This window comes from Arthrobacter sp. MMS24-T111 (assembly GCF_054888995.1).
Genome location: NZ_JBTZRO010000001.1, coordinates 662,913 through 685,283, shown reverse-complemented (window position 1 = coordinate 685,283; position 22,371 = coordinate 662,913). Strand labels below are relative to the sequence as shown.

Genomic DNA, 22,371 nt, shown 5'->3' with positions numbered 1-22,371 from the left:
GCTCAGCCCTGCCGCCGCCACCAGTCCACGGTGGCGGCGGCAGCCGCGTCCAGCGGGGTGGGCCGGATGCCAAGGACGGCCTCCGAACGGGCCGAGTCCATCACGAACGGGTGCTCAAACTGGTAGCCGAGCTCCGCCAGTTCCCGCATGTCGGCGGAAACCAACGCCGCCGCCCGCAGGGCCCAGCCCGGCAGGACGCGCACCTTCGGTGCCGGCACGCCCGCGGCCCGGGCAAAGGCCTGGACCAGCTCCCGCTGCGTCAGGGCCGGCCCGGTGGGGGCGTGCCAGACCGAGTTCCAGGCAGCGGGGTTGGCAGCTGCCGCGACCATCGCGGCGGCGAGGTCCGGGACGTAGGTAAAGGAGTGCGGCTGGTTCGCGCTCCCCACCACGCTGACATTCCGGCCGGCAAGGATGGGGACAACGATGCGCTCGCCGCCGTGCGCCATCCGGACCCGCGGACCAAAGAAGTCCCCGGCGGCCACGCTGACAGTTGCCGCAGCTGCGTCCTCCCTGGCCTGCAGCAAGCGGGTGCGCACGCCGCGCTTGCCGCCGGCCGCCCGGCGCGGGCTGTCCTCGGCCATCACGCGGTCCGGCTCGCTGTAGGAGTACAGGCTTTCCGGAAAAACGACGACGGCGCCTGCCTCGTGGGCCGCGTTCAACACCGCATGCTCGGCTGCGGGCAATTCCGCCTCCCAGGCTGCGGCGGTGTAGGACGAGCCGTGGATGCAGTGGAAGACGGCATCGACACCGGCGAAGACCCGCCGCAGGGTTTCCGGATCCTTGGCGTCTCCCGCTACCCGGTCAACCAAGGGGTGGTCGGGCCCGCTGCCGGACCGGGTGACGACGCGGACGCGGTGTCCATCGGCCGCGAGCTGCTCGGCAACCGTCCAACCCACCGGCCCCGCACCGGTAACGACGAAATTCTTGACCATGAGTCCTCCTGGGAAAGTTTGTAGCGAGAGCGGTGCTCTCGCAATCAGCTTGGGGCCGGCGCCGCGGCTTTGTCAAGAGCACTGCTCTCCTTTGTTGGCACCGCTCTCGGTTGTGGCATGCTGGAGCTTGTGACGGACACAGAAAAGACTGACGCGACGGCGGAACCGGCCCGGGCCCTGACGCCCAGGCAGCGGGCACGGACGCAGACCGTGGCCGACATCATCCGGCTGGGACGGCGCCACCTGGCCCTGCACGGGGCTGCGGCGCTGTCCCTCAGGGCGGTGGCCAGGGACTTGGGAGTGGTCTCCTCGGCGGTGTACCGCTACGTGGAAAGCCGGGATGAGCTGCTGACGCTGCTGCTGATTGATGCCTTCAATGAGCTGGGGGACGAGGTGGACGCCGCCGTCGAGGCGGTTTCAGCGGATGACCATGCCGGCCGCTTCACGGCCTTGGGTCGCGCGGTACGGTCCTGGGCACTGCGGGAGCCGGCAAGCTATGCGCTCTTGTTCGGCAGCCCGGTCCCCGGCTACAACGCGCCCGCCGAGCGGACCACGGTCCCCGGTACCCGGGTGATCGTCGCCCTGATTGGCATCCTGGAGTCTGCTTTCCGGGCCGGGCGGCTGGCCGTGGCGGATGCGGTGCGGGCAGAGGTCCCCGCCGCGCTCCAGGCTGACCTGGAAGCCATCCGGGCACAGTTCGGCCTTACCGTCCCCGAGGACCTCGTGGCCCGGGGAGTCCTGGTGTGGAGCGCATTGTTTGGCGCCGTAAGCTTCGAGGCCTTCAACCAGTACGGGCCGGACACCTTCAGCGTCCCGGCGGAACTTTTCGACCACCACCTTGCCGTCCTGGCCGGCGTGGCGGGGCTGCAGCTGCGCGCGCCCCGCGATGACGGGTAGGCCTGGCCCTGTTGGCGGCCAGGGGGCCTCGGTAGACTGCCAGTGCGCCCGCACGGACGCGGAGCCTCGAAGGAGAGATGCACCATGACTGAGAACCCTGAAGTTGCAGCCGAGGAACCACGCAAGGGCAGCAGCGCCCCGGGCCTGGAAGGGGAAGGCGGTCAGTACGTGGACGGGGACTACGGCGCCGCGGGCACCCTCAACGAGCCGGAACGCGAAGCCGACGGCGAATACGAGGAAGGCAACTACGGCGACGCCGGAACCACGGGAGGCGCGCGCACGGAGGAAGCAATCCGCGACGGCCTGACCGACGGCCAGGTCCAGTCGACCGCGGACGAGCGGGGCCCGTTGCACGGCCGCCCGGACTCCGACCGGTAAGGACTCCTCCCAAGCCGTTTCCGCGCGGCCCGCGTCGCCCATTTATCGGAACGGCAGGGCTAGCGGCCCGCGGATTCCGGAGCCGCTGCGTGGATGCCTTCCGTGTTGCCCGCGTGGATCCCGGCGTCCGGTGCCGCCACCGTGGCGTCCCCCGCCGGTTCGGCGTCCTTGCTGCGGGCGCGGCTGATCGCAGCCACCGCGGCCAGCACCGTCACCACGCCGCCATACGCGTAGGTGGTGACCGGGAGGGACAGTACGGGAGCCAGCAGGCCGGCCAGCACTGCCGGAACGCCGAATGCCGTATACGCCACCACGAAGAGCGAGGCGAAGGTGCCTGCGCGTTCGTGGTCCTCCACCAAGGGGCTGATGGACCGGATCACGCCCATGAAAGCCGTGCCAAAACCTGCTCCGGCCACCACAACGGCCGCCAGGAACAGGCCGAACGAGCCCAGGCCGATACCCAGCAGGGACAGCGCAGTTCCCAGGGCCAAGGCCGTGGTGCCGAAAATGGTGATGGTGCGGGCTCCGAACCGGTGCAGGACTGCAGCTGTGGCGGCTCCGGTGCCCGCCAGGATGGTGATCACCATTCCTTGCCACAGGTGCTCGCGGATGCCGAAGGTGGTGTGGACGATCGCGGCGCCGAGCGACAGGTACAGCCCGCCCGTGGCCCAACCGGCAAAGACGGCCGGGGCGCCGGTGATGAATCCGCGGCGGGCGGCGGCCGGCAGGGTCAGGCGCGGCTTGAGCGAGGCCACCACCCCGGGGGTCCGGGGCGAGGTTTCGGGGGCGGCCCACACCAGCGCGGCGAACACCACGTACAGGCCGGTCAGCGAAACGAACACCAGGGTGCGCGGCTCAGCCAGCAGGTCCAGCAGCAGTCCGGATGCCAGGGCGCCCAGTGCCAGGCCGCCCAGCGGCGCCACGGTGTTCCAGGCTGCGCTCGAGCCCGGGTCGTCCTCCGCTTCCAGGTCCGCGATCGCGGCCGAGAGCGTGGTCAGCAGGATGCCGCTGGCGATGCCCTGCAGCACGCGGGCCACCAGGAGCATGGCCAGTGAATCGGCCACCAGGAAGGCCGTGACGCTGGAGGCGAGCAGGATGAAGGCTGCGCTGATCACCGGCCTGCGGCCCAGGTGGTCCGAAATGGAGCCGAAAACCAGCAGGGCCGCCAGCAGCGCCACGGCGTACACGGCGAAGATCCCGGTGGTTGCCACGGGCAGCAGGTGCAGCTGCTCCTGCAGTGTGGGGTAGAAAGGCGACGGAGCGCTGGCCCCGGCCATCATCGCTGCCGTGGCAGCCGCGATCAGGGCAAAGCCCAGCCGCCGGCGTGCCTCTTGGGGCCGGACTGCGGGGGAGTGCGTCAAAACGTGCCGCCTTCTGCGTAGGGTGGGGTTGGTTCGAAAATAATCGAAACCTCAGCCTACTGGCAGTGCGCCAATGGTTCAACTAAAGTCGAACTGTGGCTACACCGGCGAACCTCCCCCATCCCGAACGCGCGGACCTATATTTGCCAAGTGTGCTCTTTGCCCTGAGCGACCCTGACCGGCTGGAGATCGCGCGCCAGCTGCGCGCCGGCCCCCTTGACATGGCCGAGTGTGCCCTGAGCAACCCGGACATGCCCAAGTCCACCAAGTCCCACCTAATGAAGGTGCTGCGCGAGGCCGGCGTGATCCGGAACGAGGCCAACGGCCGCGGCCGCCGCCTGACCCTCCGCGCGGAGGACCTCGAGGTGCGTTTCCCCGGGCTGCTCGCGGCCGTGCTGGACGCGCCCGCCCCGGACTGAAGCCTCCGCGCCGAGCGCGACGGGCCGCCGTCGTGCACCCTTGTTTGTACGCCGTGAGCAAAGTTGAGCGTAGTTCGCTCAAGTTGTGTTGACATCTGGTGGTGCCTGAGTAAAGTTGAGCCCAGAACGCTCAATCATTGGGCGCCACCCAGTTTCCAAGGAAAGAAGGAAGCAACACATGTCACGTGCAGTAGGTATCGACCTCGGAACCACCAACTCCGTCGTCTCCGTTCTCGAAGGTGGCGAGCCCACCGTTATTGCCAACGCCGAGGGTGGCCGCACCACGCCGTCGGTCGTTGCATTCTCCAAGTCCGGCGAAGTCCTGGTCGGCGAGATCGCCAAGCGCCAGGCCGTCAACAACATCGACCGCACCATCGCCTCCGTCAAGCGCCACATGGGCACCGACTGGACCGTCGCGATCGACGACAAGAAGTACACCCCGCAGGAAATCTCCGCGCGTATCCTCATGAAGCTGAAGAACGACGCCGAGTCCTACTTGGGTGAAAAGGTCACCGACGCCGTCATCACCGTCCCGGCCTACTTCAACGACGCCGAACGCCAGGCCACCAAGGAAGCCGGCGAGATCGCAGGCCTGAACGTCCTGCGCATCGTTAACGAGCCCACCGCCGCAGCCCTCGCCTACGGACTGGACAAGGGCAAGGAAGACGAACTCATCCTCGTCTTCGACCTCGGCGGCGGCACCTTCGACGTCTCGCTGCTGGAAGTCGGCAAGGACGAAGACAACTTCTCCACCATCCAGGTCCGCGCCACCGCCGGTGACAACCGCCTGGGCGGCGACGACTGGGACCAGCGCGTTGTCGACTACCTGCTGAACCAGCTCAAGGTCAAGGGCATCGACCTGTCCAAGGACAAGATCGCCCTCCAGCGCCTCCGCGAGGCAGCCGAACAGGCCAAGAAGGAGCTCTCCTCCTCCTCCAGCACCAACGTCTCCCTCCAGTACCTCTCCGTCACCCCCGACGGCCCGGTCCACCTGGACGAGCAGCTGACCCGCGCCAAGTTCCAGGACCTCACCAAGGACCTGCTGGAGCGCACCAAGAAGCCGTTCCACGACGTCATCAAGGAAGCCGGCATCAAGCTTTCGGACATCAACCACATCGTGCTGGTCGGTGGCTCCACCCGTATGCCCGCCGTCTCTGAACTGGTCAAGGAACTGGCCGGCGGCAAGGAGCCCAACAAGGGCGTCAACCCGGATGAGGTCGTCGCCGTCGGCGCAGCCCTGCAGGCCGGTGTGCTGAAGGGTGAGCGCAAGGACGTCCTCCTGATCGACGTCACCCCGCTGTCCCTCGGCATCGAGACCAAGGGTGGCGTCATGACGCACCTGATTGAGCGCAACACCGCCATCCCCACCAAGCGGTCCGAGACCTTCACCACAGCGGACGACAACCAGCCGTCCGTGGCCATCCAGGTCTTCCAGGGCGAACGCGAGTTCACCCGCGACAACAAGCCGCTGGGCACGTTCGAACTGACCGGCATCGCGCCGGCTCCGCGCGGCGTCCCCCAGGTTGAGGTCACCTTCGACATCGACGCCAACGGCATCGTCCACGTCTCCGCGAAGGACAAGGGCACCGGCAAGGAACAGTCCATGACCATCACCGGTGGTTCCAGCCTCTCCAAGGAAGACATTGACCGCATGGTCAAGGACGCCGAGGAGCACGCAGCCGAGGACAAGGCCCGCCGCGAGGCAACCGACACCCGCAACACGGCCGAGCAGCTCGCCTACTCCGTGGACAAGCTGATCGCCGACAACGCGGACAAGCTGCCCGAAGAAGTCAAGACCGAGGTCCAGGGCGACGTCGACAGCCTCAAGAAGGCCCTCGAAGGCACCGACGACGCCGCCGTGAAGGCCGCGTTCGAGAAGCTGCAGGCCTCGCAGACCAAGCTGGGCGAAGCCATCTACTCGCAGGCCGGTTCGCCGGACGGTGCCGGCGCTGCCGGTGCCGAGGGTGCCGCCGGTGCCTCTGCGGGCAGCAAGGCCGATGAGGACATCGTCGACGCCGAGATCATCGACGAAGACGAAGCGAAGAAGTAGCCATGCCGCACCACGGTAACGAGGAAGAGCACAACTCATCCGCGAACCATGACGCCAAGCAGGGCAACGGCGAACCGGTCATCCGGGACAACCGCAAGGTTGACCCGGTGACCGGCCAGGCCCGGCACCCCGAAGGCGGCCACACCCCAGGCGCCGGCCACCAGCAGGGCGCTGCCGATTCCGACGGCGACGCACTGGCCCAGGCAGAGGAAATCCTCAACGGGGTGGACGTGCCCGCAGAGGAATCCGTGGCCCAGGGGGCTCCGGCAGCGGCCGGCAACGCCGAGGCCGCCGAACTGCGCAACGACCTGCTCCGCCTCCAGGCTGAGTACGTCAACTACCGCAAGCGGGTGGAACGGGACCGCGCCGTGGCCGGAGAGATGGCCGTCATCGGCGTCCTGAACTCCCTGCTCCCGGTCCTGGACGACGTCGACGCCGCACGGCAGCACGGCGACCTCACCGACGGGCCCTTCGCAGCGATCGCCACCAAGCTGGAGAACGCGCTGAAGACCTACGGCCTGGTCCGGATCAACGAGACCGGCGTGGAGTTCGATCCCACGATCCACGAAGCCCTGATCCAGCAGCCCGGCGAAGACATCGAGGTTGACACCGTCAGCCAGGTCCTCCGCTCCGGCTACAAATCAGGAGACCGCGTGCTCCGCGCCGCCCAGGTCATCGTCGCCGTCCCTGCGTAGCATTACCCCAACGACCCCAACGCCTCCGCGGATGAGGGGGCCCCGCCCCTACGCTGGGTGGCTACGATCTACGATCGTTAGCCACCCAGCTCCGGCAGGCCCGATGCCACTCCCGGGCCCCCTCATCCGCTCCGGCTTAGCGGTAATCTCGCCATACGCTTTTGTACTTTGAAAGGAAACGCCATTGGCTAGCCAGGATTGGGTGGACAAGGACTTTTACAAGATCCTTGGTGTTGCCAAGGACGCTTCCGAAGCCGACATCAAGAAGGCCTACCGGAAGCTCGCGCGGCAGCACCACCCTGATACCAATGCCGGGAACGCTGCTTCCGAGAAGAAGTTCAAGGACATCTCCGAGGCCTACTCGGTGCTCTCAGACCCTGACGAGCGCCAGCAGTATGACGCCATCCGCGCGATGGGCAGTGGAGCCCGCTTTGCCCCAGGCGGCGCCGGCGCCCCCAACGCCGGGTTCGAGGACATGTTCGGTGGCCTCTTCACGGGCAACACCGGGCGCCACTCGGGCGGGTTCAACCCGTCCGCAGGCGGCATCCCGCCCGAGTTCGCAGACCTGTTCGGCGGCTTCGGTGGTTCCCCCGGCTTCCAGCGCACGCCGCAGAAGGGAGCCGACCGCACCGCGTCCACCAGCATCTCGTTCGCCGGTTCCATCCGCGGCACCACCATCGGCCTGCGCGAGCCCAGCGGCGAGGTGATCGACGTCCGTGTACCCGCCGGCATCAAGGACGGCCAGAAAGTCCGCGTCCGCGGCAAGGGCCAGCCGGGTGCTGCCGGCAACGGTGACCTGGTGGTATCCGTCGCGGTCCAGCCGCATGCGTTCTACACGCGAGACGGCGACAACCTCCGCATCCATGTGCCCGTCACCTTCCCCGAGGCTGCCCTGGGCGCGGACATCGAAGTTCCCACCATCGACGGTGACACGGTCAAGGTGCGGGTTCCGGCAGGAACGCCGTCGGGCCGCACGTTGCGGGTCAAGGGCAAAGGCGTGAAGACGTCCAAGGCGACCGGTGACCTGTTGGTGACCATCGACGTCGCCGTTCCCAAGAATCTCAACAAGGACGCCGAAGCTGCGGTCAAGGCGTTCGCCGAGGCGACGTCGTCGGCGGACGTCCGTGAGGGCCTGGCAGCCAAGGCCCGGCTCTAGGAGCGGAGGTGAGCCGTGGACATCAGTGCTGACCAGCCGATCTTCGTGATCTCCGTGGCGGCCGAGCTTGCAGACATGCACCCGCAGACGTTGCGGCAATACGACAGGCTCGGCATCGTCAAGCCAAGCCGTGCCCCCGGGAAGTCCCGGCGCTACTCGCAGCGCGACGTGAACATGCTGCGGGAGGTGCAGCGGCTGTCCCAGGAAGGCGTCTCGCTGGAGGGAATCAAGCGCATCCTGGAACTTGAAAACCAGGTGGCCGCCCTCCAAAGCCGGATCGCCGAACTCACCGAGGAGCTGGGGCGCCGGCCGCGGGCTGTGGACTCGCGCATCTTCGCTGCCGGTGCCGCAGGCGACGTCGTGAGCCTTTCCCGCGGGCAGCGGCCCCGGCCACGGTCGCAGGCTGTCATGCTGTGGCGGCCCCGCGCCATCGGCAAGTAAGTACAGCGGTTGGGCCCTGGCGAAAACTAGAGTACCCACTACTCGTGACCCCAAAGCCCCCCGAACCTTGAATGGAACCATCGCCGGATCAGCGGCGGTGGTTCCGCAAGTTCTGGGGGTTTTCCGTGTTTGGTGTATTCAGCAAAGGCGTCAACCGCAAGGCCCGGCCATGAGCCCGGGCATGGAGTCCGTCGCGGCATTCAGCGGCTCACTGCCGGGCCAGATGCTCCTGGCCCTGGGGCAGACCATTGTGGTGGTCTGCGTCTGCTTCGATATGGTCCGCGAACTGTCCGTCCCGAGGTCGCACCGCCGCTACGTGGCCAGTACCGTGTTCCGGACCCTGGCCATTCCGTCCATCGTCGCCAATGCCTTGACTGTCTTCGTCGCCCTGGTGATGTCGTCCTGGGTGGACGTGGTGACGGGCATGTTCGTCCTGGTGGCCATCGTTTTCCGGTTCCACCACAACCAGGACGAGGACAACTGGTGGAAGGGCAAGGGCAAGAAGCTGGCCCGCTGGGCCCGCCGGCAGTTCGCCGGCCGGACGTCCACCGCCCCGGCCCTGGGGTAGCGCCGCCAAAGCCCCGGGAGCCCGGCATCGGCACCCTGCGTGCCGGGCTCCCGCTTCAAGGTCAGCCGTTGATGACCTGCGGCACCCCGAGTGCTTTGAGCCCTTCCACGCCGAACTCGACGCCATAGCCGGACTGCTTGGCCCCGCCGAAGGGGATGCGGGGATCCACGGCGCCGTGCCGGTTGATCCACACGGTACCGGCCTGGATCCGGCCAGCCACCTCGCGCGCGGCTTCCAGGTCCGGGGACCAGACCGAGGCGCCCAGTCCGACATCGAGGGCGTTGGCCTTCTCTACCGCTTCGTCAATGCTGCTGTAGCGGATGATCGGAAGGGCCGGCCCGAACTGTTCCTCTGCCACCAGCGGATTGTCATTGTCGATGTCCGCCACCAGGGTGGTGGGGTAGAAGTAGCCGGGCCGGCCGGTGTCCGGGTCCCCGCCCAGCAGGATGCGTGCTCCGGAAACCTTCGCCGCCTCCACGAGGTTGGCGACGACGTCGTACTGGGCCTTGTTCTGCAGCGGGCCCAGCACGTTGTTTTCCTCCAGTCCGTTGCCCATCGGCATGGCCTTGGCGACGGCGGTGAGTTCTTCGCAGACGGCGTCGTAGATGTCGCTGTGAACGTAGAGGCGTTTGAGGGCGGCGCAGGTCTGGCCGGTGTTGATGAAGGCACCCCAAAAGATGTCCTGGGCAATGGCCTTGGGGTCGGCGTCGGGGAGGACGATGCCGGCGTCGTTGCCGCCCAGTTCCAGGGTGAGCCGCTTGACGGTGTCCGCGGAGGACTTGATGATGGCGCGGCCGGTGGCGGTGGAGCCGGTGAACATGACCTTGCCGATCGCCGGGTGGCCGGCCAGTCGGGCGCCGACATCCCGGCCGCCGGAGACCACGGTCAGGAGGCCTTCCGGGAGTTCCTCGTTGATGACTTTAGCCAGCGCCAGGACGGAAAGCGGCGTGTACTCGGAGGGCTTTACCACGACGGCGTTGCCCATGCGCAGGGCTGGGGCCAGCTGCCAGACGGTGATCATCATGGGCCAGTTCCAGGGCCCGATCGCGCCCACCACCCCGATGGGCCGGTAATGCAGCTCGGCGCGGGTTTCGCCGTCGTCCACGATGGTTTCGGGCTCCAGCGGCAGGCCGGCCGTGGCACGCAGCCAGGCCACGCAGGCGCCCACCTCGAACCGGGCGTTGGGGCCGTTCAGTGGTTTGCCCTGCTCGCGGGAGAGCAGCCGGGCGAGTTCCTCGGCGGAACGCTCGACGGCGTCTGCTGCCTTCAGGAGCGCAGCGGACCGGGCCCCATGGCCCAGCGCAGCCCAGGCCGGCTGCGCGGCGACGGCCGCGGCCACGGCGCCTTCAAGGTCGTCGAGGCTGTGGATGGGGGCTTCGCCGACCGGCTGGCCCGTGGCCGGATCGAGGATGGTCCGGCCGGCGCCGGCAGCGGCGGCAATGGACGCGAGGAGCGCATCGTAGGTTTCCAAGGGGTACTCCACTTCGAGTAGTCAAGGGCGCCAGCCGGGCGGCATAGCGGGTTGCTCCCAGTCTTGCCGCGCCCGCTCCACGGCTCTTGTGTTGTGGCGCAAGACCGTTGACGCAGAGGGAACAGCGCAATATTCCCCCTTATTGTGAACTAGTCAGATTAAGCCCTAGAATCGGGACCAGGCCGGCGAAGCCCTCAAGGACCGCCGGGTGACTCCTCCCCGGATCCAGGCATACGACCCCGTCAAACCCCAGCAGCGGACAGCACCGCCCCTGCTGCGCCACAGGCGCACAGGTGCTGGGATTCTTGGCGCCGTCGATGCCCCAGACGAGCAGGAGAACATCATGACCTTGAAGTCCGGGCTCACCGAAGCGCCCGCAACAACACCTACCGGCACTGCCCGAGGAGGCAGCTACGTCACGCTGCCACCCGGCTCAGAGGTACCGCCGCAGTCCGAGGGCAGCTACGTCACGTTGCCGGCCGGCCCCGACGTGCCGCGGCAGCCCAAGGGCGGCTACGTGTCCCTGCCCGGAGCTGTTCCCGGACATGGCGTCAGGCCCCAGGGCACATACGTGACCCTGACCGCGGCGCCAGCGGGGGAGGCTGGGGTCAGCAGTACCGACGCCGGCTGATACCACCGCGTCAGTAGCTGGCGGGGGTGGTGCCGCCGGACGTGATGTACGTTGCAGCGAGGGCTTCGGAGCCGCGGGCCAGGAGCGCGACGTCGGCGCCGACCAGGATGAAGTCCGCACCGTTTGCGAGGTAGTGCTGTGCGGTGTCGGGGTTGAAGGCGTTGACGCCGGCGGGTTTGCCGGCTGCCTTGGCGGCTTTGAGGCAGTGTTCGACGGCGGCACGCACCTGGGGGTGTTCCTGCTGCCCCAGCAGGCCCATGGAGGCGGCGAGGTCGGAGGGGCCGACGAAAACAGCATCCACGCCGTCGACTTTGAGGATGTCTTCCACGGCCTCGACGGCGGCGGTGGATTCGATCTGGACGGTGACGCTGATGGTCTCGTTGGCCCGGGCGAGGTAGTCCGGCACCCGGTTCCACCGTGCGGCGCGGGCCAGGGCCGACCCCACTCCGCGGACGCCTTGGGGCGGATACCGGGTGGCAGCCACGGCAGCCTCCGCTTCCGCTACCGAATTGACCATGGGGATCAGGAGGTTCTGCACGCCGAGGTCCAGGTACTGCTTGATCAGCACGGTGTCGTTCACGGGCGGCCTCACCATGGTGTGCACCGGGTAGCCGTGGATGGCCTGGAGCTGGGCGAGGATGGACTCGAGCCCGTTGGGGCTGTGCTCGGCGTCCACCAGGAGCCAGTCCAGGCCGGCCCCGGCGCAGAGTTCGGCCACCAGCGGACTGCCGGAGCACACCCACATTCCGGCCAGTGGGCGCTTGGCATCAGCCAACGCGGAGCGGAAGGTGTCTTCTACTCGAAACGGCATGTCACACTCCCCAGGGGTCCGTAGTCGGCGTGGACGGTGTCGCCCTTGTACACCCAGAGCGGGCGGGTGAACGAGCCAGCCAGGATGATGTCGCCTGCTTTGAGCGAGTCCCCGTGCGCGGCGATCTTGTTGGCCAGCCAGTGGACCCCGTTGGCGGGGTGGTCCAGGACGCCGGCGGCCACGCCGGTTTCCTCCACAGTCTGGTTCTTATAAAGGATGGCGGAGACCCAGCGGAGGTCCACGGCGTCCGGCTTCACCGGGTTCCCGCCGATCACCATGGCTCCCATGGCGGCGTTGTCCGCGATGGTGTCCACGATGGTGCGGCCCTCCATCTCGATCCGGGAATCCAGGATTTCGAGGGCCGGCACCACGTAGTCGGTGGCCTTCAGGACATCGAAGATGGTCACGCCCGGGCCCTTCAGCCCGTCCTTCAACACGAACGCGAGCTCCACTTCCACCCGCGGGTGGGTGTACCGGTCCCATTCGACCGAGCAGCCGGTGTCGAGCACCATGTCATCGAAGATGGCGCCGTAGTCGGGTTCGGTGATGCCCGTGGCGGCCTGCATGGCCTTGGACGTCAGGCCAATCTTCCGGCCCACCAGGGTCCTGCCGGCCTCCTCATTCCGGCGCCGCCACAACTGCTGCACCGCGTAGGAATCCTCCACGGTCATCTCCGGGTACCGGGCGGTCAGGCGGGGGACCGGGGTGCGGGTCCGGCCGGCCTCCACCAGCTCGTCCGCGATGGCTTCGATCGTCTTCGGCTCCAGCATTGCTAGACCTGCGCTCCGAGCTTGAAACCGGTCCGGTCGCCTTCGGGGGAGCCGTCCTTGCGGGTGTAGGAGAAGCCGTCCGCGCCCACGGTGACGGCCATTTCGGACTTTTCCTCCCGGATGATGACCGGCTGCGGGTTTCCGTCAAGGTCCAGGACCAGGGAGGCCTCGGTGTACCAGGACGGGACCACGGGGTTGCCCCACCAGTCGCGGCGCTGGTTGTCGTGGACGTCCCAGGTGATGGTGGGGTTGTCGGGGTCGCCGGTGTAGTAGTCCTGGGTGTAGATCTCGATGCGGTGGCCGTCCGGGTCCAGGATGTAGAGGTAGAACGCGTTGGACACGCCGTGCCGGCCGGGGCCGCGTTCGATCCGGTCGCTGATGCGCAGCGCGCCCATCTTGTCGCAGATCTGGATGATGTTGTGCTTCTCGTGCGTGGCGAACGCGACGTGGTGCATGCGCGGGCCGTTGCCGCCGGTCAGGGCGGTGTCGTGCACGGTCTGCTTGCGGTGCATCCAGGCAGCATAGGTGACGCCGTCGGCATCCTTGATGTCCTCGGAGACGCGGAAGCCGAGGTCCTCCAGGTATGCCCGGCCGCGGGGGACGTCCGGGGTGACCTGGTTGAAGTGGTCCAGGCGGACCAGCTCGTTGGCGGAGTAGAGGTCGTAGCGCTGGGTGAGCCGTTCCACGTGCTCCACGTCGTAGAAGAACTCGTACGGGAAGCCCAGCGGGTCTTCCACGCGGACGGAGTCGCCCACGCCCTTGGTGAAGCCGTCCTTGCGGCGTTCCACCCGGCAGCCGAGCTTCCCGGTAGTAGGCCTCGGCGGCGTCCACCTCGGCGGGGGACTTCACCCGGTACGCGAACGCGGCGACGGCGGCGACGGGGCCTTGGCGGAGCACCAGGTTGTGGTGGATGAACTCCTCCAGGGAGCGCAGGTAGATGGTGTTTTCGTCTTCCTCGGTAACGTGCAGGCCCAGGACGTCCACGTAGAACTCGCGGGACCTGGCGAGGTCGGTGACCACGATTTCCATGTAGGCGCAGCGGACGATGTCCGGGGCCGGGACGGTGGGGGTGGGGACGAAGTTGGTCATGGGAGTCTCTCTTCTTTGAAAGGGGGCTGGCTAGGCGCCGAATTTGGGGGTGTGGACGGTGCCGAGGGTGATGTGCACGGCCTGCTGGTCGGTGTAGAAGTCGATGGAGCGGTAGCCGCCCTCGTGGCCCAGGCCGGAGGCCTTGACGCCGCCGAACGGAGTGCGCAGGTCGCGGACGTTGTGGCTGTTCAGCCACACCATGCCGGCCTCGACGTTCTGGGAGAAGTTGTGGGCGCGGGTCAGGTTCTGGGTCCAGATGTAGGCGGCGAGCCCGTACTTGGTGTTGTTCGCCAGGGCGAGGGCTTCGTCGTCGGTCTCGAACGGGGTGATGGCCACGACGGGTCCGAAGATTTCCTCCTGGAAGATCCGGGCGTCGGGGGCGACGTCGGCAAACACCGTGGGTGCGATGTAGTTGCCTTCGGGCAGGTGGTCGGGGCGGCCGCCGCCGGCCAGGAGCCGGCCCTCGGTTTTGCCGATCTCCACGTAGGAGGCCACCTTCTCGTAGTGCTCCGGGTGGACCAGGGCGCCCACCTGGGTCTTGGGGTCGTGCGGATCGCCCACCACGATGTTCTTGGCCCGGGCGGCATACTTCTCGCAGAATTCGTCGTAGATGGCGCGCTCCACCAGGATGCGGGACCCGGCCGTGCAACGCTCGCCGTTAAGGGAGAAGACCCCGAACAGGGCGGAGTCGATCGCGGCGTCCAGGTCGGCGTCGGCGAAGACGACGCAGGGGGACTTGCCGCCGAGTTCCATGGAAAGCCCCTTGAGGTTTGCGGCGGCGTTCCGGAAGATGGTCTGCCCGGTGGTGGTTTCGCCGGTGAAGGAGATCAGCGGGACGTCCGGGTGCTTGACCAGGGCGTCGCCGGCTTCTTCGCCCAGGCCGTTGACCAGGTTGAACACGCCGTCCGGCAGGCCGGAGTCCTTGAAGATGGTGGCCCACAGGGATGCCGAGAGCGGGGTGAACTCGGCCGGTTTGAGGACCACGGTGTTGCCGGTGGCCAGGGCCGGGGCCAGCTTCCACGATTCGAGCATGAAGGGCGTGTTCCAGGGGGTGATGAGGCCGGCCACGCCGATCGGCTTGCGGTTCACGTAGTTGATCTGCGAGCCCGGAACCTTCATGGCGTCGTCGAACTGGGCCACGATCAGGTCCGCGAAGAACCGGAAGTTCTCCGCGGCACGGAGGGCCTGGCCCTTGGCCTGGGTGATGGGCAGGCCGGTGTCGAACGTTTCCAGTTCGGCGAGCCGGGCTTCCTGGGCCTCGACGGCGTCGGCGATCCGGTTCAGGATGCGGGCGCGTTCGCGCGGCTTCATCTTCGGCCACGGGCCGTTCTTGAATGCTTCGCGGGCGGCGGCGACGGCGAGGTCGATGTCCTCTTTCTGGCCGGCGGCGGCGGTGGCGTAATTCCGGTTGGACACCGGGTCCAGGACATCGAAGGTCGCCCCGCCCACGGAGTCCACGAACTTCCCGTTGATGAAATGCTGGATGTGGGTGGGCAGGTCCTCAGGGACGTAGTGCGTGCTGGTTTCTACCGAGGTCGTCATCGTTGAAGTCCTATCTGGGTGTCAGGGGTTGTTGGCCTGGGCGAGGTAGGCGTCCAGGGTGGCGGAGCGGTGGAGCCGGGCCGCCTTTTCGATCTGTTCTGCGTCGGCGCCTGTTTCGATGAGCTTCAGCAGGTTCTCGTGTTCCTCGACGGAATCGCGGGCGCGGCCGGGGACAAAGCGGAAGGTGGAGGAGCGCAGCGAGGCGAGCCGGTTCCAGCCGCGGTGCACCAGGTCCAGGATGTGCGGGTTGGGGCAGTGCTCGAACAGGACGCTGTGGAAGTCCTGGTTGAGCCGGGTGAACCGCACGGGGTCGAAGTGGTCCAGGCACTCGCGCATTTCCTGGTTCACGGCGCGGGCCCGGGCAATGGCCGCCGGGTCGATCAGCGGGGCGGACATGGCAGTGGCGGCGCCTTCGACGATGCTCAAGGTCTGCATGGTGTAGAGGTATTCGGTGGGGTCGATCCCAGCCACGGTGGCGCCGACGTTGCGTTCGAACGTCACCAGGCCTTCGGCTTCGAGCCGGCGGATGGCTTCGCGGACCGGGACCACGCTGACGCCGAGGTCCTTGGCAATGGAACCCAGGACCAGGCGGTAGCCCGGGGTGTAGGCGCCTTCCACGATGCGGGCCTTGACTGCCTGGTAGGCCTGCTCGGACTTGCTGCCGGGAGTGGCCGCGGGGAGATCGGTGGCCGTGTCAGTCATTGGGTTGCCCTTCCCACGCCCTGTACCTGGTCTGCCATTCAGCATTCATCGGGTAGAGCCCGTCAACGCTGTTGCCCTGCTTGACCATTTCGAAGATGAACGTTTCTTCCTTTTCCTGCTGGATGCAGTCCGCCACGAGTTCTTCGGCGATCGCGGGCGGGATCACCAGAATGCCGTCGGCATCGGCCACGATGATGTCGCCCGGCTGCACGGTGGCGCCGCCGCAGGCGATGGTGATGTCCGTATCCCAGGGAACGTGCCGGCGGCCCAGCACGGCCGGATGCGGGTTGGCGAACCAGGTGGGCATCTCCAGGCCGGCGACCGCGGTGTAGTCGCGGACGCCGCCGTCGGTGATGATCGCCGCGGCGCCGCGGACCTGGGCGCGCAGGGCCAGGATGTCACCCACCGTGCCGGTGCCTTTTTCGCCGCGGGCTTCCATCACCAGGATCTCGCCCTCGTTCACGGAGTCGATGGCGCGCTTTTGGGCGTTGAAGCCGCCACCGTGGGTCTTGAAGAGGTCCTCGCGGTTGGGAACATAGCGCAGGGTCCGGGCCAGGCCCACCACGCGCCGGTCCGGCCGTGTGCCCTGCAGGCCGTCGATGCTGACATTGTCAAGGCCGCGCTTGCGCAGCTGCGAGGAGAGGGTGGCGGTGGCAACGGATTCGAGCTTTGCCTTCAGCTCCGGGGTGAGGGCGCTGGCAGGAGCAGGGAGCCCTGCAGCTTCACGGGACCCGTAGGCCTCCTCCCGCTGCAGGTCGTCCACCTTGGGCTGGGCACCAAAGTCCGCGAACGCCGTCGTGCCTTCCTCTACCGTGGTGACCAGCCGCCCGGTGCTCAGGCTGCCGTCGATCGTCTCCACCTCAACCTCCAGGACGTCGCCGGGCTGCGCCACTGAGGCCCCTGCCGGGGTGCCGGTAAGGATGAGGTCCCCCTCTTCGAGGGTGAGCAGCTGGGACAGGTCCGCCACCAGCCGGGCGAAGGGGAAAAGCAGGTCCGCGGTGGTGTCATCCTGGACCAGTTCACCGTTGTGCCACGTGCGGATGCGAAGTTTGGAAGGGTCGACGGCGTCTGCCGGGATCAGTGCCGGGCCCACGGGGGTGAACCCGTCGCCGCCCTTGGACCGGAGGTTGGAGCCCTTGTCTGCATAGCGGAGGTCGTACACGCCGAGGTCGTTGCTGGCCGTGACGGCGGCAACGTGGCTCCAGGCGTCCTCGATCGCAACCCGCCGGGCCGCCTTGCCGATGACGAGCGCAATTTCGCCTTCGTAGCCGAGCAGTTCGCAACCGGCCGGGCGTTCCACGGGGCTTCCGCTCAGCGCCAGCGAGCTGGAAGGCTTCAGGAAGTAGGACGGCTGGGCCGGTGTCCGGCCCCGCTGGGCAGCGCGGCTGGGGTAGTTGATATGCACCGCGACCACCTTGCGGGCTGCTGCCAGGGTGTCGCCGTTGACCTGCTCCAAAGCCTTCTCCTCATCAGGTACGAAATCGTATACGATCACTATCACGCATGCCGCCGCGTCCGTCAACCCCCGGAATTCCGATGGCACCCCGGCGTCCCCGGCGGTACTTGTCGCCCCCGTCACATCCGGCGTACAGTGGAAACCAAGCTCCTGATTTTCTATTATCGAATCTCCTGTTCTGATATAGAACACATGCGGAGATCATCATCCACAACGAAGTGAGGCATCCCGTGCAGTTCCACCACCACGGATACGTATCCGGCGACCCCCGCGTCCAGCCGGCGGCCGGCGTCGGCCTGAACCGCCCCGAGGAGCTCCCCGATGAAGTGGACGTTCTCATCGTGGGTACCGGCCCGGCGGGAATGCTCGCCGCCGCGCAGCTGTCCATGTTCCCCAACGTGAGCACCCGCATCATCGAACGCCGCCCCGGCAGGCTCGCCATCGGGCAGGCGGACGGAATCCAGGCCCGCAGCGTGGAAACCTTCCAGGCGTTCGGGTTCGCGGAGCGCATCATTGCCGAGGCGTACCGGATCACCGAGATGGCCTTCTGGAAGCCGGACCCCGCCAACCATGCCAACATCATCCGCACCGCCCGGGCCGTGGATGACGAAATGGGCATCAGTGAGTTCCCGCACCTGATCGTGAACCAGGCGCGTGTGCTGGACTACTTCGCCGAATACATGGCCAACGCGCCCACCCGGATGAAGCCCGATTACGGCTACGACTTCCAGGGACTCGAGGTCACCGGCGAAGGTGACTACCCCGTCACCGTGAGGCTGGTCCACACCTCCGGGCCCAATGAGGGCCAGGAACGGGTAGTCCGCGCCAAGTACGTCGTGGGTGCCGACGGCGCCCGCAGCAAGGTCCGCCAGGCGATCGGCTGCACGCTCGCTGGCGACCAGGCCAACCACGCCTGGGGCGTCATGGACACCCTCGCCGTCACCGACTTCCCCGATATCCGGACCAAATGCGCCATCCAGGGCGCCGAGGGCAGCATCCTGCTCATTCCGCGCGAAGGCGGCCACCTCTTCCGCATGTACGTGGACCTGGGAGAGGTGGACCCGAACAGCCACCACTCCGTCCGGAACACCACCATCGAGGAGATCATCGCCAAGGCAAACGCCATCCTGCACCCGTACACGCTGGACGTGCGGAACGTTGCGTGGCACAGCGTGTACGAGGTGGGGCACCGCCTCACGGACCGGTTCGACGACGTCCTGCCGGCCGACCGCGGCATGCGAACCCCGCGCGTATTCATCACCGGCGACGCCTGCCACACCCACAGCGCCAAGGCCGGCCAGGGCATGAACGTCTCCATGCAGGACGGCTTCAACATCGCCTGGAAGCTGGGGCACGTCCTGGAGGGCCGCAGCCCGGAAAGCCTGCTGTCCACCTACTCGGCGGAGCGCCAGGTGGTGGCCAAGAACCTCATCGACTTCGATAAGGAATGGTCCACCATGATGGCCAAGAAGCCGGAGGAGTTCGAGCACCCCTCCGACCTCGAGGACTTCTACGTCCAGACCGCCGAGTTCCCGGCCGGGTTCATGACCCAGTACGCGCCGTCGCTGATTGTTGGCGGTACCGACCACCAGGACTTGGCCACAGGGTTCCCCGTGGGCAAGCGCTTCAAGTCGGCACCGGTGGTCCGCGTGGGGGACACGAACCCCATCCACCTGGGCCACCACGCCACAGCGGACGGACGGTGGCGCATCTACGTTTTCGCCGATCCCGCGCTGCCCGGCACCGGCTCCGCCACGGACACGCTCGCCGAGTGGTTCGCGAACTCGCCCGAGTCCCCGCTGGCCGCCACGCCCGCCGGCGCCGACCTGGATGCGTGGTTCGACCTGAAGGTCGTCTACCAGCAGCCGCACACCGCCGTCGACATCAATGCCGTGCCCGCCGTGTTCAAGCCGCTGGTGGGCCCCTTCAAGCTGACCGACTACGAGAAGGTGTACGCTACGGATCCCAAGGCGGACATCTTCGAGGCCCGCGGCATCGACCGTGCCGGCGCCGTAGTGGTGGTCCGTCCCGACCAGTACGTGGCGAACGTCCTGCCGCTCACCGCAACGGCCGAGCTGGGTGCGTTCTTCGGACCCTTGCTAAACCGCCCGGCGCCCGTGCAGGAACCGCGTCAGGCCGTGGCGGCCGCCGCCCGGTAGTCCGCGGCCGGGTACACGCCGAGGATCCGAACCTCGGTGGTGAAGAAGTCCAGTTCCTCGAGGGCCAGCTTCAGCGGCAGGTCCTCGGGGTGGCCTTCGACGTCGGCCATGAACATGGTGGCCGCGAATTCGTTGCCCACCATGTAGCTTTCCAGGCGGGTCATGTTCACGCCGTTGGTGGCGAACCCGCCGAGCGCCTTGTACAGCGCGGACGGGACGTTGCGGACGCGGAACACGAAGCTGGTCACCGCCGGTCCGGGAAGCTCGTCCTTGGCCGGAAGCGCCGTTTCCCGGGCCAGGACAACGAAGCGGGTGGTGTTGGAGGGGTCGTCCTCCACGCGCGAGGCCAGGACTTCAAGGCCGTAGATCTGCGCCGCCAGCGGGGGAGCCAGGGAGAGCTTGCGGGGATCGTTCCACTCGGCCACTTCGCGGGCGGACCCGGCCGTGTCGCCGGCGATGACGGGCTTGAGGCCGTGCTCGCGGATCAGCTTCCGGCACTGGCCCAGGGCATGGATGTGGCTGTGGACTTCCGTAGCCGCTTCGATAGTGCTGCCCGGGATGCCCAGCAGGTCGAAGTGGATGGGCAGGAAGTATTCGCCCACGATCTGCAGGCTGGACTGCGGCAGCAGGATGTGGATGTCCGCCACCCGGCCAGCGATGGAGTTCTCGATGGGGATCATGGCCAGGTCGGTGTCGCCGGTGGTCACCAGTTCGAACGCGTCCTCGAAGCTGGCGCACGGCACGCTTTCGAAATCGGGAAACATCTGCTGACACGCGATATTGGAGTTGGCGCCGGGCTCACCCTGGTACGCAATCTTGGAGGCCATGATCCGTATGGTTTCACGCCCCGGCGCCAGCTCCCAATTACTGCGGCGTAACGCGCAACCAAAGGTATTGCCGGGGGAGGAGCGTGACGCCGTCGTGCAGGTGCAGGGCGGCTTCGGAGAGGAGGTCGACGGCGGCAGGGGAGAACCCGCCGAAGGTTTCCCCGGGCAGCGCCTGGGGTGAGTCGCTGAAGTTGGCGAGCGCCAGGATGGTGGCCTGGCCCTCGCCGTCACCGGGCCGCTGGTATGCCAGCACGGAGCGGTTGTTCGTGGCGAAATCCACCAGCGTGGTCCCAGCCAGTTCGGGAGTGCGGGCGCGGACCTCGATCATCCGCCTGAGGCCTGCGTAGATTGCCCCTTCCGGTGTGGCGGGGTCAAGGCGGCGGGCGTATTGCTCCGCCGGGAAGTGCGGGCGGTGCACCCAGCGGCTGTCTTCGCCGTGGCCCGGTTCGGAGGCGTAGGCGTAGTCGTTGAGCTGCCCCACCTCGTCGCCCAGGTACAGCAGCGGCACGCCGCCGGTGCTGAACGGCACCGAGTGGGCCAGGAGGATCCGTTCCACCGCCTCGGCCGGGTCAACCTCCATCCCGCACAGGGACGCCGTCGTGCCGGAAATCCTGCAGTCCCCGGTCTTGGGGTTGTCCTGGAACGGGACGCCGCGGGCGAAGCTGCCGGGGAACCGGTTGACGTAGAAGGAGTTCAGGAAGCGGCGGTGGTCGAAGCCGTTGATGCCCAGCTCGGCGGCGTCCTCGTCGGCGAAGGTCCAGCCGATGTCGTCATGGCTGCGGACATAGTTCACCCAGGCGGTGCCGTCCGGGATGTTGTGCCTGCGTTCCAGGGCCTGGGCCAGGAGCGAGGCGTCCCGGGTGGCCAGGGACTCCCAGATCAGGGCCATTTGCAGCGGGTTGTAGGACAGCTGGCACTCTGCGGGGTCGATGTACAGCGCCACCTCGTCCGGGTGCACGATCGCCTCGGACTTGAACAGCAGCGACGGCGCTGCCAGCCGGCACACCGCGTTGAAGGCCCGCAGCAGCGTGTGCGCCTGGGCAGGTTCTCGCATGGGGTGCCCAGCTGCTTCCAGATGAAAGCCACGGCGTCCATGCGCAGGATGTCCACGCCCTGGTTGGCCAGGAACAGCATCTCGCCCGCCATGGCCCGGAATACCTCGGGATTGGAGTAGTTCAGGTCCCACTGGTACGTGTGGAACGTGGCCCAGACCCAGCGGCCGTCATCCATCCGGATAAAGGACCCCGGGTGGTTCTCGGGGAAGATCTCGCGCACATTCGCCTCGAAGGCGTCAGGCATGGTCCGGTCGGGGAAGATCCAGTAGTAGTCGCTGAACTCCGGATCCCCCGCCGCGGCTTTGCGCGCCCACTCGTGCTCGTCCGAGGTGTGGTTGAAGATGAAGTCCACCACCAGGCTGATCCCGTTGGCCTTCAGTTCTGCCGCGAGGCCGCGCAGCTGCTCCATGGTGCCCAGCTTCGGGTTGACCTGGCGGTAGCTCGACACCGCGTAGCCGCCATCCGAGTGCGGTTCGGGTGCCAGGAACAAGGGCATGAGGTGCAGGTAGGTGAGGCCCAACTCCTTGAAATACGGAATACGGGCGCGGACCCCTTCCAGGCTTTCCGCATAGCGGTCCACGTAGCACACTCCGCCCAGCATGCGGTTGGACTGGAACCAGTCCGGCTCTTGTTCGCGGCCGGCGTCCAGGGCCTTCAGTTCCGGGGAGCGCTCCTGCCAGGACCGGGCACTCTGGACCACCAGGGCGGCCAGCTGGTCCAGCCAGTCCCGGCGCGCACCGTAGAGGGAGCGGAACAGGCTGCGGAGGGTGGGGAAGTGTTCATCGAGCCGCCGGTCGAAGTCCGGGTCCGGGCGCAGTCCAAGCTCCCGTTCCCGTGCCACCGCGGACAGCACCTGCCGGCGCGCTTCTTCGTCCTCGTTGACGTGTTCCTGCATGTGACCGGCCCCTTCCGCAACTCCGCCGGACGTCCCGGCCGCGCACCTGTACGGAAGTATTCCACG

At 67.4% G+C, this 22,371-nt stretch carries 19 protein-coding genes and 2 pseudogenes; 10 read left to right on the top strand and 11 right to left on the bottom strand.

The window, feature by feature from the left end; all coding sequences use genetic code 11:
- Nucleotides 1–2 precede the first annotated feature (2 nt).
- Nucleotides 3–932: an NAD-dependent epimerase/dehydratase family protein gene (locus ACX5I6_RS03115; protein ID WP_461839436.1), complete on the bottom strand. Its 930-nt coding sequence runs from the start codon at nt 930–932 to the stop codon at nt 3–5.
- Nucleotides 933–1,061: 129 nt separating this feature from the next.
- Between ACX5I6_RS03115 and ACX5I6_RS03110 the strand changes: the two genes are divergently transcribed.
- Both ACX5I6_RS03110 and ACX5I6_RS03105 read left to right on the top strand, forming a co-directional pair.
- The gene (locus ACX5I6_RS03110; protein WP_461839435.1) at nt 1,062–1,829 is read left to right on the top strand and encodes a TetR/AcrR family transcriptional regulator; all 768 of its coding nucleotides are present in this window, start codon (nt 1,062–1,064) and stop codon (nt 1,827–1,829) included.
- Nucleotides 1,830–1,913: 84 nt separating this feature from the next.
- A complete protein-coding gene (locus tag ACX5I6_RS03105; protein WP_461839434.1) occupies nt 1,914–2,207 on the top strand; it encodes a hypothetical protein in 294 nt (97 codons plus the stop codon).
- A gap of 59 nt (nt 2,208–2,266) precedes the next feature.
- Here ACX5I6_RS03105 and ACX5I6_RS03100 read toward each other — a convergent pair whose 3' ends face one another.
- Nucleotides 2,267–3,568 (bottom strand): MFS transporter, encoded by a 1,302-nt coding sequence (locus tag ACX5I6_RS03100; protein ID WP_461839433.1) that lies wholly within the window; start codon nt 3,566–3,568, stop codon nt 2,267–2,269.
- A gap of 95 nt (nt 3,569–3,663) precedes the next feature.
- Between ACX5I6_RS03100 and ACX5I6_RS03095 the strand changes: the two genes are divergently transcribed.
- The 6 genes from ACX5I6_RS03095 (at nt 3,664) to ACX5I6_RS03070 (ending at nt 8,897) form a co-directional block, all read left to right on the top strand.
- Entirely contained in the window at nt 3,664–3,987 is a 324-nt protein-coding gene (locus ACX5I6_RS03095) for a transcriptional regulator (RefSeq protein ID WP_461839432.1), read from the top strand.
- Between the two features lie 178 nt (nt 3,988–4,165).
- A complete protein-coding gene (dnaK, locus tag ACX5I6_RS03090) occupies nt 4,166–6,037 on the top strand; it encodes a molecular chaperone DnaK (RefSeq protein ID WP_018760754.1) in 1,872 nt (623 codons plus the stop codon).
- A 2-nt stretch (nt 6,038–6,039) separates the two neighbouring features.
- Nucleotides 6,040–6,732, top strand: a complete 693-nt coding sequence (locus ACX5I6_RS03085) for a nucleotide exchange factor GrpE (protein WP_461839431.1) — start codon at nt 6,040–6,042, stop codon at nt 6,730–6,732.
- Between the two features lie 184 nt (nt 6,733–6,916).
- The gene (locus ACX5I6_RS03080) at nt 6,917–7,888 is read left to right on the top strand and encodes a DnaJ C-terminal domain-containing protein (RefSeq protein ID WP_461839430.1); all 972 of its coding nucleotides are present in this window, start codon (nt 6,917–6,919) and stop codon (nt 7,886–7,888) included.
- 15 nt (nt 7,889–7,903) lie between these two features.
- Entirely contained in the window at nt 7,904–8,329 is a 426-nt protein-coding gene (locus ACX5I6_RS03075; RefSeq protein WP_018760757.1) for a heat shock protein transcriptional repressor HspR, read from the top strand.
- Between the two features lie 181 nt (nt 8,330–8,510).
- Nucleotides 8,511–8,897 (top strand): hypothetical protein, encoded by a 387-nt coding sequence (locus tag ACX5I6_RS03070; protein WP_285248032.1) that lies wholly within the window; start codon nt 8,511–8,513, stop codon nt 8,895–8,897.
- Between the two features lie 61 nt (nt 8,898–8,958).
- On the opposite strand, the gene ACX5I6_RS03065 is transcribed toward ACX5I6_RS03070, so the two are convergent.
- On the bottom strand, nt 8,959–10,368 hold the full coding sequence (locus tag ACX5I6_RS03065; protein ID WP_285248031.1) for an aldehyde dehydrogenase family protein: 1,410 nt from the start codon (nt 10,366–10,368) through the stop codon (nt 8,959–8,961).
- Nucleotides 10,369–10,576: 208 nt separating this feature from the next.
- Between ACX5I6_RS03065 and ACX5I6_RS03060 the strand changes: the two genes are divergently transcribed.
- A complete protein-coding gene (locus tag ACX5I6_RS03060) occupies nt 10,577–10,999 on the top strand; it encodes a hypothetical protein (RefSeq protein ID WP_285247938.1) in 423 nt (140 codons plus the stop codon).
- A 10-nt stretch (nt 11,000–11,009) separates the two neighbouring features.
- On the opposite strand, the gene ACX5I6_RS03055 is transcribed toward ACX5I6_RS03060, so the two are convergent.
- The 6 genes and pseudogenes from ACX5I6_RS03055 to ACX5I6_RS03030 all read right to left on the bottom strand — a co-directional run bounded on the left by ACX5I6_RS03055 (nt 11,010) and on the right by ACX5I6_RS03030 (nt 17,369).
- On the bottom strand, nt 11,010–11,810 hold the full coding sequence (locus ACX5I6_RS03055; RefSeq protein WP_285247937.1) for an HpcH/HpaI aldolase family protein: 801 nt from the start codon (nt 11,808–11,810) through the stop codon (nt 11,010–11,012).
- Nucleotides 11,795–12,580 carry a 2-oxo-hept-4-ene-1,7-dioate hydratase gene (gene hpaH, locus ACX5I6_RS03050; protein WP_461839429.1) on the bottom strand — a complete coding sequence of 262 codons (786 nt, stop codon included), beginning with the start codon at nt 12,578–12,580 and terminating at the stop codon, nt 11,795–11,797. The genes ACX5I6_RS03055 and hpaH overlap by 16 nt, the downstream gene beginning before the upstream one ends.
- 2 nt (nt 12,581–12,582) lie before the next feature.
- Nucleotides 12,583–13,669, bottom strand: a pseudogene (gene hpaD / locus ACX5I6_RS03045) (3,4-dihydroxyphenylacetate 2,3-dioxygenase).
- 30 nt (nt 13,670–13,699) lie between these two features.
- Complete coding sequence (gene hpaE, locus ACX5I6_RS03040) at nt 13,700–15,211, bottom strand: 5-carboxymethyl-2-hydroxymuconate semialdehyde dehydrogenase (RefSeq protein ID WP_461839428.1); 1,512 nt, start codon at nt 15,209–15,211, stop codon at nt 13,700–13,702.
- A gap of 21 nt (nt 15,212–15,232) precedes the next feature.
- Nucleotides 15,233–15,913 (bottom strand): GntR family transcriptional regulator, encoded by a 681-nt coding sequence (locus ACX5I6_RS03035; RefSeq protein ID WP_285247933.1) that lies wholly within the window; start codon nt 15,911–15,913, stop codon nt 15,233–15,235.
- A complete protein-coding gene (locus ACX5I6_RS03030; protein ID WP_461841660.1) occupies nt 15,906–17,369 on the bottom strand; it encodes a fumarylacetoacetate hydrolase family protein in 1,464 nt (487 codons plus the stop codon). The genes ACX5I6_RS03035 and ACX5I6_RS03030 overlap by 8 nt, the downstream gene beginning before the upstream one ends.
- 230 nt (nt 17,370–17,599) lie before the next feature.
- Here ACX5I6_RS03030 and ACX5I6_RS03025 point away from each other — a divergent pair, with 230 nt between their 5' ends.
- Nucleotides 17,600–19,528, top strand: a complete 1,929-nt coding sequence (locus ACX5I6_RS03025) for an FAD-binding monooxygenase (protein ID WP_461841659.1) — start codon at nt 17,600–17,602, stop codon at nt 19,526–19,528.
- Here ACX5I6_RS03025 and ACX5I6_RS03020 read toward each other — a convergent pair.
- Nucleotides 19,501–20,355 (bottom strand): prephenate dehydratase, encoded by an 855-nt coding sequence (locus tag ACX5I6_RS03020; RefSeq protein ID WP_461839427.1) that lies wholly within the window; start codon nt 20,353–20,355, stop codon nt 19,501–19,503. The genes ACX5I6_RS03025 and ACX5I6_RS03020 overlap by 28 nt on opposite strands.
- 37 nt (nt 20,356–20,392) lie before the next feature.
- A pseudogene (locus ACX5I6_RS03015) lies at nt 20,393–22,305 on the bottom strand (alpha-amylase family glycosyl hydrolase).
- Nucleotides 22,306–22,371 lie beyond the last annotated feature (66 nt).